Below are 14,831 nucleotides of genomic sequence, written 5' to 3' on the forward strand. Positions count from 1 at the left end.
ACTCGACTGGGAGATCCGACATGGCCAGCAAGTTCACCGAGCTCGCGATCGACTGTGCCGATCCCCGTGGTCTCGCCCGGTTCTGGTGCTCCGTCCTCGACTATGAGGTGCTGGAGGAGGAGAACGAAGGGGACGACGCAGTTGTCGTCACCATCGGCTCCCCCCGGGTGCCGGAGGGCAAGAACCGCCCCGGGCCCGTGCCGCCGACGCTGACCTTCGCGCGCGTGCCCGAGGGCAAGACCATCAAGAACAGGCTCCACATCGACGTCAACCCGACCGACAGGGAGCAGGACGAAGAGGTCCGCCGCCTGCTCGACCTGGGTGCCCGATACGCCGACGTCGGACAGACGGGCGACGAGAGCTGGACCACGCTCGCCGACCCGGAGGGAAACGAGTTCTGCGTTCTCGCGGGCCGCCACCCCTGACCGGAGGCGGCCCAACGCGCCGACCGGGCCGGGTACACGAGCTTCCGTTGCCGTTCGACGCGGTACGCGGCCGGGAGACTGCCGTCCGGCACTGACCAGCGTAGATCTGCCTCATGGATGACAGGCATCCACGCGGTCCATTTCCCTGATCAACGCCGGCGGGTCCAGATCGGTCCCATCGCAATCAGGAGGACCTGCCCGTGAACCCTGCCCCCGCTCCCCCACTTTTCGCCAGCCCCTCTGCCCTGACGGCGCTCTCGGCCCCGGACGGACCGGCGTTCCGGGTCCACGCCCCCGCGGGCCGCCGCTCGAATCGGGAGCGGCCGTGAGCGACCCCTCGCCCCAGCGGCTCCTCGGCAAGGTGGTCGTCGTCACGGGCGCGGCCCGCGGCCAGGGCGCCGCCGAGGCCGCCGCCCTCACCCGCGAGGGCGACCGCGTCATCGCCACCGACGTCACCGAGGCCGACGGCATCCGCCCGCTCGACATCACCGACGAGGCCCAGTGGGCCGAACTCGCCGCCCGACTGCGGGAGTCGTACGGGCGGATCCACGGCCTCGTCAACAACGCGGGCATCACCTGGCGGGCCCGCATCGACGAGGTGAGCGCAGCGGACTTCACGCGTGTCCACGCCGTCAACGTCACCGGCCCGCTGCTCGGCATCCAGCACCTCACCCCGCTGATGCCGCCCGGGTCCTCGATCGTCAACGTGGGCTCGTCCGCCGCCCTCACCGCCCACTACCCGGTCGCGTACACGGCCAGCGAATGGGCCCTGCGCGGCCTGTCCAAGACGGCCGCGCTCGAACTGGGACCGCGCGGTATCCGCGTCAACACGATCCACCCCGGCTTCATCGAGACCGAGATGACCGCATCCGCCGCCCCCGCCTTCCGCGAGAGCAACCTGCGCGAGACACCGCTCGGCCGCACCGGAACAGTCGACGAGATCACCCCGCTGGCCACCTTCCTCCTCTCCGACGACGCCTCGTTCATCACGGGAGCCGAGATCCCCGTCGACGGCGGCTGCACCGCCCACGGCGGCGCCAAGTCGATCTCCGACGCCCTGCGCCCGGGAGCCGACGCATGAAGCGCCTGGAGGGGGAAGTCGCGCTCACGCCGGGGCGAGCGTGTCGCCCCAATTGCCGGACCGGGCGGCGGGTGAGCCAATCGGCGGCGGAACCGGACCGCCACTGCGCGGAACTCCCTTGCGGGTGTTGCTGATCCGCTCTAGCTCGTTCCTGCGCTCCGGACGAGCCCGATGGCCTCGATCTCGATCATCCACTCGGGGTCGGCGAGTGCGGAGACCTCTACGAAGGACTCCGCGAGGTGGGGCCGGTCGGGGAAGTGTTCCGCGCGCAGCTCGGCGAAGATGTCCTGCCGTGCGATGTCGGTGACGAACACGGTCGCTTTGACCACGTCGGCGAGGCTGGAGCCCGCGTTCGTCAATACCGTCGACAGGTTCGCGAGCGCCTGGCGGGCCTGAGCCTCGAAGTCCCCGGAACCGACCGTGGCCCCCTGGGCGTCGATCGGGGCCTGGCCCGAGGTGAAGACCAGATTCCCGACGCGGATGCCGAGCGATATGCCGGCCGACTCGTACCAGTCGGGTTCCGCGGAGACGCGTACACGCTCGGCGGCGGATGGTGTGACGGACATGCTGCTGGCGCTCCTTCAATTCTGCTTGTGCGTCACCGAGTGACGGCGACGACGATCGCCGGCTCGATGACGATCAAGCAGGACAGCCATGGATTGCCGTGATCCATTCCCGAGGGCCTCGCGCCCGGGAAGGCATGGACCGGGTCCGGGTCCTCCGCGGCATCGCGGACACCGGCCCACCACTGCACGCCGACGCTCAGTTCTTGAGAACCGCCCGCATGACCGCCTTCGCGATGGGGGCGCCGAGGCGGCCGCCCGCGATGTCGGCGCGGGAGATGTCCATGTCCTCGGGGTCGACGAAGACGGCGACCGCCACCGGGGAGGAACCGTCGGGCAGTTTGGCGTAGGAGACGAACCACGCGTAGGGACGCTCGTCACGGACGTCGGCTCCGTGCTGGGCCGTGCCGGGCTTGCCGCCGACCCGTACGCCGTCGATGTTCACCTTGCTGCCGGAGCCGTCGCTGACCGTGTACTCCATCATCTCCTGGACCTTCTTGGCCGTGGTCGTGGAGACGGCCTGGTTCAGTTCCTCAGGCTCATGCTTCTCGATGGTGGACAGGTCGGAGCCGCGCAACTCGTCCACCAGGAAGGGCTTCATCACTTTGCCGTCGTTGGCGATACCGGCGGTCACCATGGCCATCTGCAGCGGCGTGCTGGTGACGCTGCCCTGGCCCATGCCGGTCAGGGCGGTCTGCGGCTTGTCGAGCCGGTCGGGGTAGCCGCTGGCGGCCGCGCGGACGGGGATGAACTGCTCTTTGTTGAAGCCGAACTTCTCCGCCGTCTCACGCATCCCCGGCAGGCCCGTCTTGAGCGCGGCGTCGAGGAAGACGTTGTTGCAGGACCACTGCATGCCGGTCTTCATGGACGCCTTGTCGCACTGGGAGTTGGGGACGACGTTGCCGACCTCGGTGCGCGTCGACGGCAGCCGGTAGGGCGCCGGGGCGCCCGAGGGGGCGTTGACGTCGGTGACGGCGCCATGGTCGAGGGCGGCCGCCGCCGTGAGGATCTTGAAGGTGGAGCCGGGCGGATACGACTCGCGCAGGGCCCGGTTGCTCAGTGGTTTGCTCTTGTCCTCGTCGAGCTTCTTGAACCTCTCCCCTTCTTTGCGCGAGTTGCCCGCGAAGACGGAGGGGTCGTAGGAGGGGGTGCTCGCCAGGGCCAGAATCCTGCCGCTGCGCGGGTCGAGGGCGACCACCGCCCCCTTGGCGTCCAGATCCGTCAGTCCCCTGTACGCGGCTTTCTGTGCGTCCGGGTCGATGGTCGTGACGACATCGCCACCGCGTGGCCGCTCACCCGTCAGCATTCCGACCGGGCTGGTGGCGAGCCGGGGGTCCTTGCCGTTGAGGACGTCGTTCTCGACACCCTCCAGGAGCGAGGCGCCCTGGGCCTGTGAGAGGTAGCCGGTGACGGGCGCGTACATCGGGCCGTCCTTGAGGACGCGCTTGTACTTGAGATCCGAGCCGCGGGTCTCCTCCGAGCCGGTCACCGGCCGGCCGCCGACGATGATGTCGCCGCGCGGCTGTGCGAAGTTCTCGATCTGCACCCGCCGGTTCTTCGGGTCGGAGGCCAGGGCGTCACCGGTGACGTACTGCACCCAGGTCATCCTCAGGAGCAGGGCCAACACCAGCACTCCGCAGAGGACGGCTATGTGCCGCAGGGGCTTGTTCATGGTCGGGGTGTGCTCCTGTTCGTGTACGGGTGCGTGTCCGGACGGGCGTGCCCGGCGCGGTGCTGGGCGGTGGCGCGTCAGCGGTGGCGCGTCAGCGGTGGCGCGTCAGCGGTGGCGCGTCAGCGGTGGCGCGTCAGCGGTGGCTTCGGGGGGCGAGGAAGTCCAGGACCGTGGCGGTCGCGTCCAGAGCGGTGCTGGTGCGGCCGAAGCCGGGGCGTGCCGGGACGGAGGAGCCCGGCCAGGTGTGGCCCGCGCCTCGCACGACGAGGAGCTCGGCGGCCAAGTCCGTGCCGTTTCGCCAGGTGGTGCGGTCGTAGCCCGCCTCGGCCCGCAGCGTCGGCCGGCGGGCTCCGGCCGCCGCGGCGAAGGCCTCGGCACTGGCCCGGGCCGACCGGGTCGGCGTGACCGGCTCCTGGCCCTCAGGCGCGGGTGCGGGAGTGGCCAGGCCTTCGAGAGGACGTACGGGGTCGTCGGCGCCGTAAATGATCAGTGTGGGCACGGGCCCGGTGGGGTTCACCTCGGCCGCCCCGCCGGGGAGTTGACCGGACACGGCGGCCGCGCCTGCCACCAGTCCGGGCCGCTGGGCCGCGACGCGCAGCGCCATCGAACCACCGTTGGAGAACCCCGTGACGTGGACCCGGTCGGGGTCCGCGCGCTCAGTGCGCACCAAGTCGGCGACCAGGGCCTCGGTGAAGCGCACGTCGGCGTCGGGGTCCGGCCTGCCCCGGGTCTTCGCGGTACCGGCGCCCCAGCCGGAGTGCAGTCCCTCGGGAAACGCGACGACCATGCCGCGGGCCCTGGCGGCAGAGTCCAGACGGCTCATGGCGCGCAGACCGGCGGCATCGGCGCCTCGTCCGTGAAAGGCGACGACCAACGGCATGCGTTTCGTGCCTGCCGCCCGGGGCCGGTGGAGAAGGTAGCTCCGCTCGACGCCGTCGACACGCAGCTCTCTGCGGGTGGGGGCGGCGGGGGCAGTGGGCGCGTTCCGCTTCGGGCCGCCGGCCTCCGGTGTACGCCCGTCCTCCGGCGTACTGCCTGCGGCGGCCTCCTCGGGCGCGTCGGGGACCGAGCAGGCGGCCGGTCCGACAGCGAGGACGATGCCGACGGCCAGGGCGCGCCACCAGGGACGGAGCCCGAGGGCGCGGCGCGCGGCCGCGAGCGTGGGCCCAGGTGGGGGCGGAGACGAAGCCGGCTTGGGTGGCGAAGGAGCGCTGGTCATGCCCGCAGGAGACCAGCGTCCGTCCCACTATGTCCAAGTTCAATATCGCCACGCTATTGATGCATCTCCGATATGATTGCTGATCGTGGACCTGATAAGGCACCTGGAGTGCTTCGTGGCTGTTGCAGAAGAGTCACATTTCGGACGGGCCGCCGAGCGTCTCGGCATGGCCCAGCCACCGCTGTCGCAGCGCATCCAGCGCCTGGAGAAGGCTCTTGAGGTCCGGCTGTTCGAGCGCACCAGCCGGCAGGTGACGATCACCAAGGCCGGTACGTTGCTGCTCGCCGAGAGCCGGGAGCTGCTGGCCAGGGCCGAGGCCCTCAAAGCCACCGCGCGCCGTGTCCGGGACGGCGAGAGCGGTCTGCTGCGGGCAGCTGTGCCGCCCGATGTCGCCGGTGAGACGGTCGCGGCGATCGTCGCGGACTTCCAGGGGCACTCGGGGGTGGAGCTGGAACTGCGTGAGCTGTCGACGGCGGAGCAGCTGGCCCAGTTCGCCGCGCACGACCTGGACGCCGGTCTGATCCATCACCCGTGCGACGTGACCGGCCTCGAACTCGGGCCCGTACTGCGGCGCGAGGTGGGGGTGCTCCTGCCGAGCGGAGCCCCGGCCGCCGCGCTCGACGAAGTGCCGCTCGCCTCCCTCGACGGATACGACCTGGTGCTGTTCCCGCGCGCCACGGCGCCGGGACTGCACGATGAGCTGCTGACCACCTGCGCCCGCGACGGCTACACGCCCTCCGTGGTGCGGCACGGGCAGGGGGCCAGTTTCATCCGCGGTCTCATCCGGTCCGCGCATGCCGTCACCTTCGCCCCGCGTGACGCCCACGCCGGCGACGCCTCTTCCGATCCGCACCTCACCTGGCGTCCGCTGGCCGGTGCCCCGCTGGCCTGGCGGCAGTCCGTCGCGTGGCCGCGCGGGCGCGGCGATGCCGCCGTCAGCGCCTTCACCGAAGCGGTCACCCGCGCCCTGCACCACACCGCGGGCGCGGCCCCCGACACCCCTCCACGTCCCCTGCACCTGCGCCCGGCAGCGGAGTTCTGGCTGTGACCACCACCCTCGCCCGGATCCGGGCGGCCTTCGACGACGCCGGCGTCACCGGCTGGCTGCACGTACTCGACATCGACTCGGGAACGCAGGTCGCCGCGGGCGCGGATCAGCCGGTCATCACGGCCAGCGTGCACAAGCTCTGCCTGCTGGTCACCCTGCACGAGCAGGCCGCGGCAGGAAGGTTGGACCTCACCGAGCAGGTCGAGTGCCCCACTGCGGGCCGCACCGCCGGGCCCACGGGTCTGTCCGCGATGCTCGACCCCGTGCGTATGTCCCTGCGTGACCTCGCCTACTTGATGATGGCGGTCAGCGACAACACCGCCGCCGACCTGCTCCTGGCCCGTGTCGGCCTCGACGCCGTCAACGCCACCACGGCCCGCCTCGGCCTGGGCCGCACGCACGCCACGCTCACCTTCGGCGAACTCATGGAGACGGTGCGGCAGGACGCGGGGCCCGCAGGCGCGCAGGCCCTCACCGATCCGTACGTCCTCACCCGGCTCAGGGCCCTCGACCCGGCACGCACCAACCACAGCACCCCGCGGGACATGACGCGTCTGCTCAGGGCGGTCTGGCGCGACGAGGCCTGCACGGCCGAACACGGCGCGGCCATCCGCCGCCTGCTCGGGCTGCAGGTATGGCCGCACCGCCTTGCCTCCGGCTTCCCCTTCGACGACGTACATGTGGCAGGCAAGACCGGCAGCCTGCCGACCGTGCGCAATGAGGTCGGCGTCGTCGAATACCCCGACGGGGGCCGCTACGCCATCGCCGTCTTCACCCGCGCGGCGAGCACGGCGGCGACGCTGCCCCCGGCCGACGCCGTCATCGGCACCGCGGCCCGCATCGCCGTCGACGCACTGCGGGCGCCGTAGCCCTCGGGCGTACGCGGGATGCCGGCCGGGCGGAAGGTCAGTCAGAACGGGCGGGATTCGATGGGTCGTTGGATCCGGCATGGGATGCGGCATGGGATGCGGCCTCGGATACGGGGCCGATGATGCGCGGGCTCGCGAAGGTGGCCGCCGTGGGGTCCTGCTGCGTCAGCGGGTCGATGGCGCACAGCACGCAGGTGGCCGCCGCCGGGGAGCGGCAGGGCCCCAACAGCAGGCGGCGGACCGCAGACGGCCATCGCCCCTCGCCAGGATCTGCCGCGCGATCCGCTCGACCAGCGCGGCGCGCCCGGCGGACGCCGGTGGCGGGCACGGCTGCTGCCAGGTCGAGGCGGAACGATGCACATGGGCGGGCTTGGCATTCATCGGCCCAACCTGGTCACTGGCCCCCGGCTCGCGGAAGATCACGCCAGCCGGGCGCCCGGCCCTCACCCTTGGCCTGTGCGGCTGCCCCGGGCGCTCAGTCTGCGGATCGGCCCGATCAGTGTCCGGTAGAACGGACGTACCGCACGGCCGGGCAGGTGGCGGTGCCGTTCCTCCTGCCAGACCCGCGCCCTGCGGTGCCCTGCGATGGGCGACCACCGGTCGGGGTCCGGGGGCCTGGACGCGTGAACTTCGATGCGGCACAGGTGCTTTGTGCTGATGTAGCCGTACTGGCCGGGGCTGACGAGGCGCACCGGCGCGCCGTGGTCGCTGTCGAGCGGCCGTCCGTCGAGACGGTCAGCGATGACCACGTCCTCGGCCAGGGCGTCCTCCAGCACCACGGTCGACCGGTAGCCGTCGAGTCCCTCGAAGACCAGATGGCTGATCGACGCGTCCGGCTCGAGCAGCGGTTCGACCTGTGTGCGGTAGAGCGTTTCGAACGCAACTCCCTCCCAAAGCAAGCCTGTTGCGGTCCATCCGGCCACGCAGTGGAAGTCGGCTGCGAGCTCTTGCCGCGGCAACTTGGCGAGATCGGCCACGGACAGGGTGACGCCCTCGGTCAGGGCTCCGCCGATCTCGATCACCGGGTCGGCGGGGACGGGCGGAGGCGGATGGTGGAGATGGGTGCCGAAGCGCGGGAATCCGTCGACGGCGCGTTGGCCGGGCGGAAGTTTCATGACTCCCCCAATCCGTACAGGACTGTATGGAAGACGACAGTAGAGTGATCCATACAGTGCTGTACAGATGCCGGAGAGGTGACCTGCACCATGGCCACGGCGCGTACCCCGCGCGGCAGTTGGATCGCCGCGGGCCTTCAGGCCCTGACCGCGGGCGGGGTGGAGGCGGTACGGATCGAGTCCCTGGCCCAGGCACTCGGCGTCACCAGGGGCGGCTTCTACTGGCACTTCACCGACCGCCGGGCGCTGCTCGGCGAAATGCTCGACGCCTGGGAGCAGGACGTGACCACGGCGGTCATCGAGAAGGTCGAGGCCGGTGGCGGTGATGCGCGGACGCGGCTGCGGCGGCTGTTCTCCGTCGCCGCGTCCGGAGACGGTCTGCTCACCGACATCCACACCGACTTCGCGGTACGCGACTGGTCACGGCGTGACCCGGAGGTGGCGGAACGGCTGCGACGCGTCGACAACCGGCGGATGGACTACCTGCGCCGCCTGTTCGGCGAGTTCTGCGCCGATCCCGACGAGGTCGAGGTCCGCTGCACGCTGTGCTTCACAGTGTGGATCGGCAACCGGCTGCTGACCGTCGACCACGGCGAACGCAGTCCGGCCGAAGTCATGGGACTCATCCAGCAACGGCTGTTGCAGTAGGGGCAGTTGTACCGGATACGCCGTGTTCCGGGTGGGGCCGAAACTCCTGGAGCCGGCGCGTGAGGGCGCGGAGACTACTCCCCGAGCGGCGTCGCCGTGGTCCATGATCCAGGGGGCACCTTCCTGCACACGCCGCACGGTTCGAACGACAACGGGGGAGATGCCATGGGTGCCATGCGCGCCATGAGTGTCACGAGGAAGTACCGCAGGGCCGGATTCGCCGTGGGTCCAGTTCTGCTCGCAGGAGCGGGAGTTGCCGCATCCGGCGTACCGGCCGGCGCCGACACGGCCACAGCCACGGCCACGGCCACCGCGAGATCCCCGCAGGGCGCCGGGAAGTCCTCGGAGGCCGAAGCGGCGCTCTGCCGGGGGGTGGCCGGTATCTACGGCGTCTCCAGCACCAAGTCGTACAAGGGGCGTGACGCCGAGCTCTGGACCGAGAGGATCGAGGACGACAAGGCCCGTGCCTATGTCACGGACATCGCCAAGGGCGACACGGTCCAGATCCAGCGCAGCTACAAGAAGTTCACGATGACGGACAAGCCGCAGCACCCCGCCACGGTCGGCCGCTACGACAGCTGCGGCAACAAGGCGAGCTGGGCCGAGGCGAACGTCGGCGACTGGATGGCGACGGACGCCGTGCAGCTGCAGATCCCGGGCACGGGCCGCAGCTACGCCGTTCGTACCTGCATCTTCCCCGTGAGCGGGGGCAGGGGCTGCACCAAGTGGTACGTCGACCACAAGTAGTCACCGCGCCCTCGGCACGGCGCGGGCGGACCCCGGTAGGCCACCGAGAAATTCGTATGCGCTCCGGCCGGTGATCTGCGAGGGTCTCGCTCGTGCACAGTGATCACGTGGTCCTCCGTCGTGCGGACGCTTCCGATGCGCCCGGTGCGGCCGATGTGTGGCTGCGTTCCTTCAGCGCCGCGCTGCCATCGGTGCGCCGCGCGCACGACGACGCCGAGGTGCGGGCCTGGTTCTCGCATGTGGTCGTGGTGCGGTACGAGACCTGGGTGGCGGTCGCGGATGGCGGTGTCGTGGGGCTCCTCGTGCTCGACGGCGGGGAGCTGGACGGCGGGGAGCTTGAGCAGCTCTACCTCGAACCGTCGTGGCGCGGGCGGGGGTTGGGCGACCGTTTCATGGCCCTGGCCAAGGAGCGGCGCCCGGACGGGCTCGCGCTCTGGACGTTCCAGGTCAACGCACCGGCGCGGCGGTTCTATGAACGGCACGGCTTCCTCGCGGCCGAGCGGACGGACGGCCGGCGCAACGAAGAGCGGGAGCCGGACGTCCGCTACGTCTGGCGGCCCCGGCGGTGAGACCCGGGGGCCGCCTCACCGTGGCAACTGGCAGGGGCCCCTCACAGTGGCACCCGCGAGCCGCGGTCACCCGAGGTGGGCGTAGACGACGACGTTGCCGCGGTAGCGGTTGTTCTTGGCGTCGGCTCCTCCGCCGCAGGTGATCAGGCGCAGCTCGGGGCGGGCGGAGCGGCCGTAGACCTTCTCGTCGGGGAACCGGTCGGCGTCGTGGACCGCGACGGTGTCGACGGTGAACTCGGCGGTCGTGCCGTCGCTCCGGTCCACCAGGACGCGCTCGCCCGCCTGCAGGGCGCCCAGGCGGTAGAAGACGGCGGGGCCGCTGTCGGTGTCGACGTGGCCCGCGATGGCGGCCGTCCCGGTGCTGCCCGGCGGGGTTCCCCGGGCGTACCGGCCCGCCAGGCGCGGCCGGTCCGCGGGCGGCGCGGCCAGGCGGCCGTCCTGTTCCAGGGACAGCGCCGTGAGCGGTGCGTCGACGCCGATGGCGGGGACATACGGACCCGGGTCGGGGGTGACGCCGGGAGCGAGGGGGCGGTGTGCCGCGCCGTCCGCTCCTGTGGCGGTGGGGCGTCGGGGCGCGCCGCCGCCTGCGCCCCTCCCGGCTGCGGTGGAGGGGGCGCGGACTGGGTGCCGATGAGCAGGAGTACGGCAGCGGCGGCCAGGCACGACCAGGTCGCGGAGATGGTCCTCCAGCCGCGCCCGCCGCGCTCACTGCCGTTCATGATCTCGACTTCCCTATGCGGCGGCGCACGTTCAGGAACGCTGCGAGGACCGGTTCCTGCGGACGAGCAGCAGGCCCGCGCCGGCCAGGGCCACGGCTCCCGCCCCTGCCACCGCCAGGGTGTCGTCGCCGCCACTGGTGCCGCCCTCGCCCGTGCGCATGGCGCCCCTGGGTTCCTGGGAGCCCTGGTCGTTGGCGCACCGGGCCGCCTGCGACTCGGCCGCGTCGGCCTTCGACTTGGCGTCGGCCAGTGCGTCGCGCTGCGACTGGTCCGGGTGTCCCCCGTCATTGATGATCCTTTGGTAGTCCTTCCGCATCGCGCGTCGTAGTCGGCCTTGGCCTGCTGGGCGATGGCGTTGGACTCGGAACAGGAGCCGGCTGCCGCGTTCCACGCGGACGCCTCGGCCCGGGCGGCGGAGGGCTCCGCCTGGGCGGTGGTGGTTCCCAGGACGAAGACGGCGGCGGCTCCGGCGACGACGACGGATATGGAACGGGCACGGGCACTGCGCATGATCCGGCCTTCCTCTGGGGCGGAGGCCGCGCCTTTGCGCCGCCGCTAGGAGGTGTCCGCCCTCAAGGTGAGGAGCCCCAGTCCGCGCAGCGCACGCATGTCGGCGGCCCGGCCGTGCGGCGTCCCGTGCCGGGCTGCAGCCGCGGGGGCCGTGTCGTCTGCGCAGCTCAGACCGGAGGCACGGCGGGCCGGGAGGCGGGTCGTCGCCGGTACGTCCGGACGGGGTAAGCGCGCCCGTCCCGCCTCCGCGGCGCCGCGGCCCCAGGCCGTGCGAGATGTGGCCGGATCTTCGTGTTCGGGTAAGGCCTCCGCAACCTCGTGGCCATCTGACGTGTCTTTAGCCCCTGAGAACCCAATAGCCCGTACGCGCCCATGAGTTCCGGGATGTTCGTGATGCCCCGGATGCCCGCGGGTGCCCTTGGAGGAGATACATGCACCGCCGTTCCGTCACTGCCGCCGTCTCGCTGGTCACGCTGCTCACCACGCCCCTCGTGCTGGCCTCGCCCGCCGGCGCGGCGCCATCCGCGGAGCCCGCGCGCACGGCCGACTTCAACGGGGACGGATACGCCGACCTCGTGCTCGGCGCGCCCGGCGGCACCGTCGGGGGCAAGGCGCACGCCGGGTATGTGTCGGTGGTCTACGGGTCATCGGCCGGGCTCGACACCGCGCACCCGCAGATCGTCTCCCGTGCGACGCCGCAGGTTCCCGGAGACCCGGAGGAGCACGGGAACTTCGGCCGCGCGCAGCCCGCGTCCGCCGATCTCGACGGCGACGGCAACACCGATCTCGTGGTGCCGCGCGAAGGCGGCCAGCCGAGCACCGTGCTGTGGGGGTCGAAGGACGGGCTGCGGGAAGCGACCGCGCTGTCCTCAGAGGCCCGAGACTTCGCCGCCGGGGACTTCGACGGCGACGGCACGATGGACCTGGTCACCGACGCCTATCCGGACAATGACAATGACGAGGCCGGGATGACCGTCATGTACGGGCCGTTCGACCGCGGGGCCACCCCGGCCCGTTCCGACGCGATCGCCACCAGCCAGACCTTCGGGCCGCTGCACTTCATCGTCGGTGACGTGACCGGTGACGGCGCGGACGAGATCGTGACCAGCCACGGCTTCGAGGAGATGCAGTACAAGTCCCAGCTGTGGAAGGGCGGTTCGGGCGGTGTCTCGCACACGTCCACCGGCACCGGCCACTACACCGTGGGCGGCGTCGTCGCCGACGTGAACCGTGACGGGCACGGCGATCTCGTCGCCCGTGAGGTCGACGAGGTCTCGGAGACCATGGAGTACGACGCCGGGGCGGTCCGCGTCGTGTACGGCTCGGCGAACGGCCTCTCCTCGCGCACGGCGAAGATCACGCAGTCGACGCCGGGGGTGCCGGGTGCGAGCGAGCCGGGTGACGGCGACCGCAACTACGGCGACCAGTTCGGCTACACGATCTCCGCGGGGGATGTCACCGGCGACGGCTACCCGGACATAGCGGCCGGGGTACCCGGCGAGGACCTCGACGGAGTGGAGGACGCGGGCGCCGCTGTCCTGCTCAAGGGCGGCGCGAACGGTCTGACCGGGACCGGAGCGCAGGCCTTCAACCAGTCCTCGCCCGGCGTGCCCGGCGCGTCGGAGAAGGACGACGCCTTCGGCACCGCCGTATCGCTGCTCGACGTGAACGCCAACGACCGTGCCGACCTCGCCGCCGCAGCGCCGGGCGAGGACGGGACATATGCCGACTCGGGCGCCGCCTGGCTGCTGCGCGGCAGCCGCAACGGCCTGATCACCTCCGGTATCGCGTCCTTCGGGCCCGCGGCCCTCGGCGCCCCCGAGAAGAACGCCGAGCTCGGGCGTCAGATCGCCCGGTAAGGCCGGAGCGGCTCGGCCCTCGGGCTGCGCGGGTCCCGTCGACGGGCTCCCCGCGCGAGACCCGCGCACCCAGGGTCATCACGCCGTTGACACGTCCCCTTCACGTGTTTCGACCCGGTTCGGCCGTGCCGGTTAGGGTCCCCACTGCGTCCAGTCCAGACCTCGACGAAGTGGAGCAGCAACCCGTGTCACCCACCGGCAATCCGGCCCCGCACACCCTTGGCGGCAGCGGGACCGACCTGGCGTTCTCGGTCCCTGATCTGTTGCGGGACAACCTCGGCAGCCTGATAGGCATCCCGCTGCGCATCGCGCTCATCGTCGTGGGCGCGCTGATCTTCCGGGCGGTGGCGAAGAAGGCCATCACCCGCATCGTGCAGCGGATCCTGGAGCCGTCCGACAGTGCGCGCGAGCCGCGTGGCGGCGGCCGCGGCCCCGCCGTGCTGCAGCGGGACGGTTCGCGGGCCGGCGAACGCCGTGAACAGCGCGCACGCACCATCGGTTCGGTGCTCAGCAGCATCGTCACCGTCGTGATCGGCATCATGGCCACGGCGATGGTCCTCGACCAGATCGGCATCGCGCTCGGCCCGCTCCTGGCCAGTGCCGGCGTCGTCGGCCTTGCCATCGGCTTCGGCGCCCAGAGCCTGGTCGCCGACTATCTGTCCGGAATGCTGATCATGCTTGAGGACCAGTACGGCGTCGGCGACTCCGTGGACCTCGGCGAGGCCATCGGCGAAGTCGAGCACGTCGGTCTGCGCCTGACCCAGATCCGCGACCTCAACGGCGGTCTGTGGCACATCCGCAACGGCGAGATCCTCCGGGTCCGCAACGACAGCCAGGAGTGGGCGCGGGCCGTCCTGGACGTCTCCGTCGCCTACGAGTCGAACCTCGACACCGTCTACCGCGTCCTGGAGGAGACCGGCCACGAACTGCGCGCCGACCCGAAGTTCCAGGACATCCTCCTGGAGGACCCGTCGGTGTGGGGCGTGCAGTCCCTCGATGCGGACGGCGTCCTCGTCCGCCTGGCCGTCAAGACCGTCCCGCTGCAGCAGTGGGCCGTCACCCGCGAGCTGCGCCGCCGCGTCAAGGACGCACTCGACGCGGCCGGTGTCGACATTCCCTACCCGCAGCGGACCGTATGGCTGCGTTCCGACAAGGACACCGACGACACGCTCCCGGCGAACGGCCGTCCCGCTCCTGCGCAGCGCTGACTCCCCCGGGAACCGATGGCACCCCCGGACGCGTCACACACGCGATGTGTCTCTGGGGGGATCGTGCTGCGCCACGCGAAAGCACCACTGCCGTCGAACGCACCGCCGCCGTCGTTCCTCGTCGTCCTGCTCTGCCTGCTGGTCACCGCGTGCGGGGGCATCGACGAGGACCGGGTGTGCACCGATATTGGCGGATATTCGGGGGTCTCCGTGCGCTGGAAAGCGGCCGGCTTCGCCGACTCCGCGCAAGCCGATCCGGACTCGCTCGTCGCCCGTCTGTGCGCCCAAGGAGTCTGCGAGAGCAGGACCTTGGGGGAAGACGAGCACACCTCGGAGCGGCATACGAGCGTGCAGCTCGACGAGGACATCGGCGAGGTGACGGTGCCCGTGCGGTTCACCGTCACCTCGCGGGACGGCGGCGAGCGGGTGCTGTTCGACGAGCGTACGGACGTCACGCTGCGCAAGTCCCGGCCCAATGGAGAGCACTGTCCCCCGACCCTCTTCCAGGGCGGGCTCACTGCCGACCCGAAGCGCGGGCTGACCGCCACAGGCCGCTGAGCACGTCATCGCCCCGCCGGA

Annotated in this window: 16 protein-coding genes; 10 read left to right on the plus strand and 6 right to left on the minus strand. The window is 71.4% G+C overall.

Going from position 1 to position 14,831, the window contains the following annotated elements; genetic code table 11:
- Nucleotides 1–20: 20 nt before the first annotated feature.
- Together ACFQVC_RS23530 and ACFQVC_RS23535 are read left to right on the plus strand one after the other, a co-directional pair.
- A complete protein-coding gene (locus ACFQVC_RS23530) occupies nt 21–425 on the plus strand; it encodes a VOC family protein (protein ID WP_381833669.1) in 405 nt (134 codons plus the stop codon).
- A 325-nt stretch (nt 426–750) separates the two neighbouring features.
- Nucleotides 751–1,506 carry an SDR family NAD(P)-dependent oxidoreductase gene (locus tag ACFQVC_RS23535; RefSeq protein WP_381833672.1) on the plus strand — a complete coding sequence of 252 codons (756 nt, stop codon included), beginning with the start codon at nt 751–753 and terminating at the stop codon, nt 1,504–1,506.
- Between the two features lie 140 nt (nt 1,507–1,646).
- Here the strand turns inward: ACFQVC_RS23535 and ACFQVC_RS23540 are convergent, their stop codons facing one another.
- From ACFQVC_RS23540 to ACFQVC_RS23550, 3 genes are all read right to left on the minus strand, one after another.
- A complete protein-coding gene (locus ACFQVC_RS23540; RefSeq protein ID WP_381833675.1) occupies nt 1,647–2,072 on the minus strand; it encodes a RidA family protein in 426 nt (141 codons plus the stop codon).
- Between the two features lie 196 nt (nt 2,073–2,268).
- The gene (locus ACFQVC_RS23545) at nt 2,269–3,741 is read right to left on the minus strand and encodes a peptidoglycan D,D-transpeptidase FtsI family protein (RefSeq protein WP_381833678.1); all 1,473 of its coding nucleotides are present in this window, start codon (nt 3,739–3,741) and stop codon (nt 2,269–2,271) included.
- Between the two features lie 133 nt (nt 3,742–3,874).
- Entirely contained in the window at nt 3,875–4,960 is a 1,086-nt protein-coding gene (locus tag ACFQVC_RS23550) for a CE1 family esterase (protein ID WP_381833681.1), read from the minus strand.
- Nucleotides 4,961–5,075: 115 nt separating this feature from the next.
- On the opposite strand from ACFQVC_RS23550, the gene ACFQVC_RS23555 reads away from it, so the two are divergent.
- On the plus strand, nt 5,076–6,008 hold the full coding sequence (locus tag ACFQVC_RS23555; RefSeq protein ID WP_381833684.1) for a LysR family transcriptional regulator: 933 nt from the start codon (nt 5,076–5,078) through the stop codon (nt 6,006–6,008).
- Nucleotides 6,005–6,877: a serine hydrolase gene (locus ACFQVC_RS23560; RefSeq protein ID WP_381833687.1), complete on the plus strand. Its 873-nt coding sequence runs from the start codon at nt 6,005–6,007 to the stop codon at nt 6,875–6,877. Before ACFQVC_RS23555 ends, ACFQVC_RS23560 begins: the two co-directional genes overlap by 4 nt.
- Nucleotides 6,878–7,320: 443 nt before the next feature.
- On the opposite strand, the gene ACFQVC_RS23565 is transcribed toward ACFQVC_RS23560, so the two are convergent.
- On the minus strand, nt 7,321–7,992 hold the full coding sequence (locus tag ACFQVC_RS23565) for a molybdopterin-dependent oxidoreductase (protein WP_381833690.1): 672 nt from the start codon (nt 7,990–7,992) through the stop codon (nt 7,321–7,323).
- Between the two features lie 90 nt (nt 7,993–8,082).
- Here ACFQVC_RS23565 and ACFQVC_RS23570 point away from each other — a divergent pair, with 90 nt between their 5' ends.
- The 3 genes from ACFQVC_RS23570 to ACFQVC_RS23580 all read left to right on the plus strand — a co-directional run bounded on the left by ACFQVC_RS23570 (nt 8,083) and on the right by ACFQVC_RS23580 (nt 9,956).
- Nucleotides 8,083–8,640 carry a TetR/AcrR family transcriptional regulator gene (locus tag ACFQVC_RS23570; RefSeq protein WP_381833693.1) on the plus strand — a complete coding sequence of 186 codons (558 nt, stop codon included), beginning with the start codon at nt 8,083–8,085 and terminating at the stop codon, nt 8,638–8,640.
- A gap of 183 nt (nt 8,641–8,823) precedes the next feature.
- Nucleotides 8,824–9,387 carry a hypothetical protein gene (locus ACFQVC_RS23575; RefSeq protein ID WP_381833696.1) on the plus strand — a complete coding sequence of 188 codons (564 nt, stop codon included), beginning with the start codon at nt 8,824–8,826 and terminating at the stop codon, nt 9,385–9,387.
- Between the two features lie 92 nt (nt 9,388–9,479).
- Entirely contained in the window at nt 9,480–9,956 is a 477-nt protein-coding gene (locus ACFQVC_RS23580) for a GNAT family N-acetyltransferase (RefSeq protein WP_381833699.1), read from the plus strand.
- Between the two features lie 66 nt (nt 9,957–10,022).
- Here the strand turns inward: ACFQVC_RS23580 and ACFQVC_RS23585 are convergent, their stop codons facing one another.
- Nucleotides 10,023–10,619: a class F sortase gene (locus ACFQVC_RS23585; RefSeq protein ID WP_381833702.1), complete on the minus strand. Its 597-nt coding sequence runs from the start codon at nt 10,617–10,619 to the stop codon at nt 10,023–10,025.
- 87 nt (nt 10,620–10,706) lie between these two features.
- A complete protein-coding gene (locus ACFQVC_RS23590; protein WP_381833705.1) occupies nt 10,707–10,991 on the minus strand; it encodes an LPXTG cell wall anchor domain-containing protein in 285 nt (94 codons plus the stop codon).
- A 625-nt stretch (nt 10,992–11,616) separates the two neighbouring features.
- Between ACFQVC_RS23590 and ACFQVC_RS23595 the strand changes: the two genes are divergently transcribed.
- From ACFQVC_RS23595 to ACFQVC_RS23605, 3 genes are all read left to right on the plus strand, one after another.
- Entirely contained in the window at nt 11,617–13,044 is a 1,428-nt protein-coding gene (locus ACFQVC_RS23595; RefSeq protein WP_381833708.1) for an FG-GAP-like repeat-containing protein, read from the plus strand.
- Between the two features lie 185 nt (nt 13,045–13,229).
- Nucleotides 13,230–14,252: a mechanosensitive ion channel family protein gene (locus ACFQVC_RS23600; protein WP_381833711.1), complete on the plus strand. Its 1,023-nt coding sequence runs from the start codon at nt 13,230–13,232 to the stop codon at nt 14,250–14,252.
- Between the two features lie 63 nt (nt 14,253–14,315).
- On the plus strand, nt 14,316–14,810 hold the full coding sequence (locus ACFQVC_RS23605; RefSeq protein ID WP_381833714.1) for a hypothetical protein: 495 nt from the start codon (nt 14,316–14,318) through the stop codon (nt 14,808–14,810).
- Nucleotides 14,811–14,831 lie beyond the last annotated feature (21 nt).

Origin of the sequence: Streptomyces monticola (assembly GCF_042665355.1) — a bacterium.
In the GTDB taxonomy this organism is placed as follows: domain Bacteria; phylum Actinomycetota; class Actinomycetes; order Streptomycetales; family Streptomycetaceae; genus Streptomyces; species Streptomyces monticola.

Coding starts and splice junctions, on each gene's coding strand:
- ACFQVC_RS23530 (WP_381833669.1), top strand. CDS start 21: ATGGCCAGCAAGTTCACCGAGCTCGCGATCGACTGTGCCGATCCCCGT.
- ACFQVC_RS23540 (WP_381833675.1), bottom strand. CDS start 2,072: ATGTCCGTCACACCATCCGCCGCCGAGCGTGTACGCGTCTCCGCGGAA.
- ACFQVC_RS23545 (WP_381833678.1), bottom strand. CDS start 3,741: ATGAACAAGCCCCTGCGGCACATAGCCGTCCTCTGCGGAGTGCTGGTG.
- ACFQVC_RS23550 (WP_381833681.1), bottom strand. CDS start 4,960: ATGACCAGCGCTCCTTCGCCACCCAAGCCGGCTTCGTCTCCGCCCCCA.
- ACFQVC_RS23565 (WP_381833690.1), bottom strand. CDS start 7,992: ATGAAACTTCCGCCCGGCCAACGCGCCGTCGACGGATTCCCGCGCTTC.
- ACFQVC_RS23570 (WP_381833693.1), top strand. CDS start 8,083: ATGGCCACGGCGCGTACCCCGCGCGGCAGTTGGATCGCCGCGGGCCTT.
- ACFQVC_RS23575 (WP_381833696.1), top strand. CDS start 8,824: ATGAGTGTCACGAGGAAGTACCGCAGGGCCGGATTCGCCGTGGGTCCA.
- ACFQVC_RS23590 (WP_381833705.1), bottom strand. CDS start 10,991: ATGCGGAAGGACTACCAAAGGATCATCAATGACGGGGGACACCCGGAC.
- ACFQVC_RS23595 (WP_381833708.1), top strand. CDS start 11,617: ATGCACCGCCGTTCCGTCACTGCCGCCGTCTCGCTGGTCACGCTGCTC.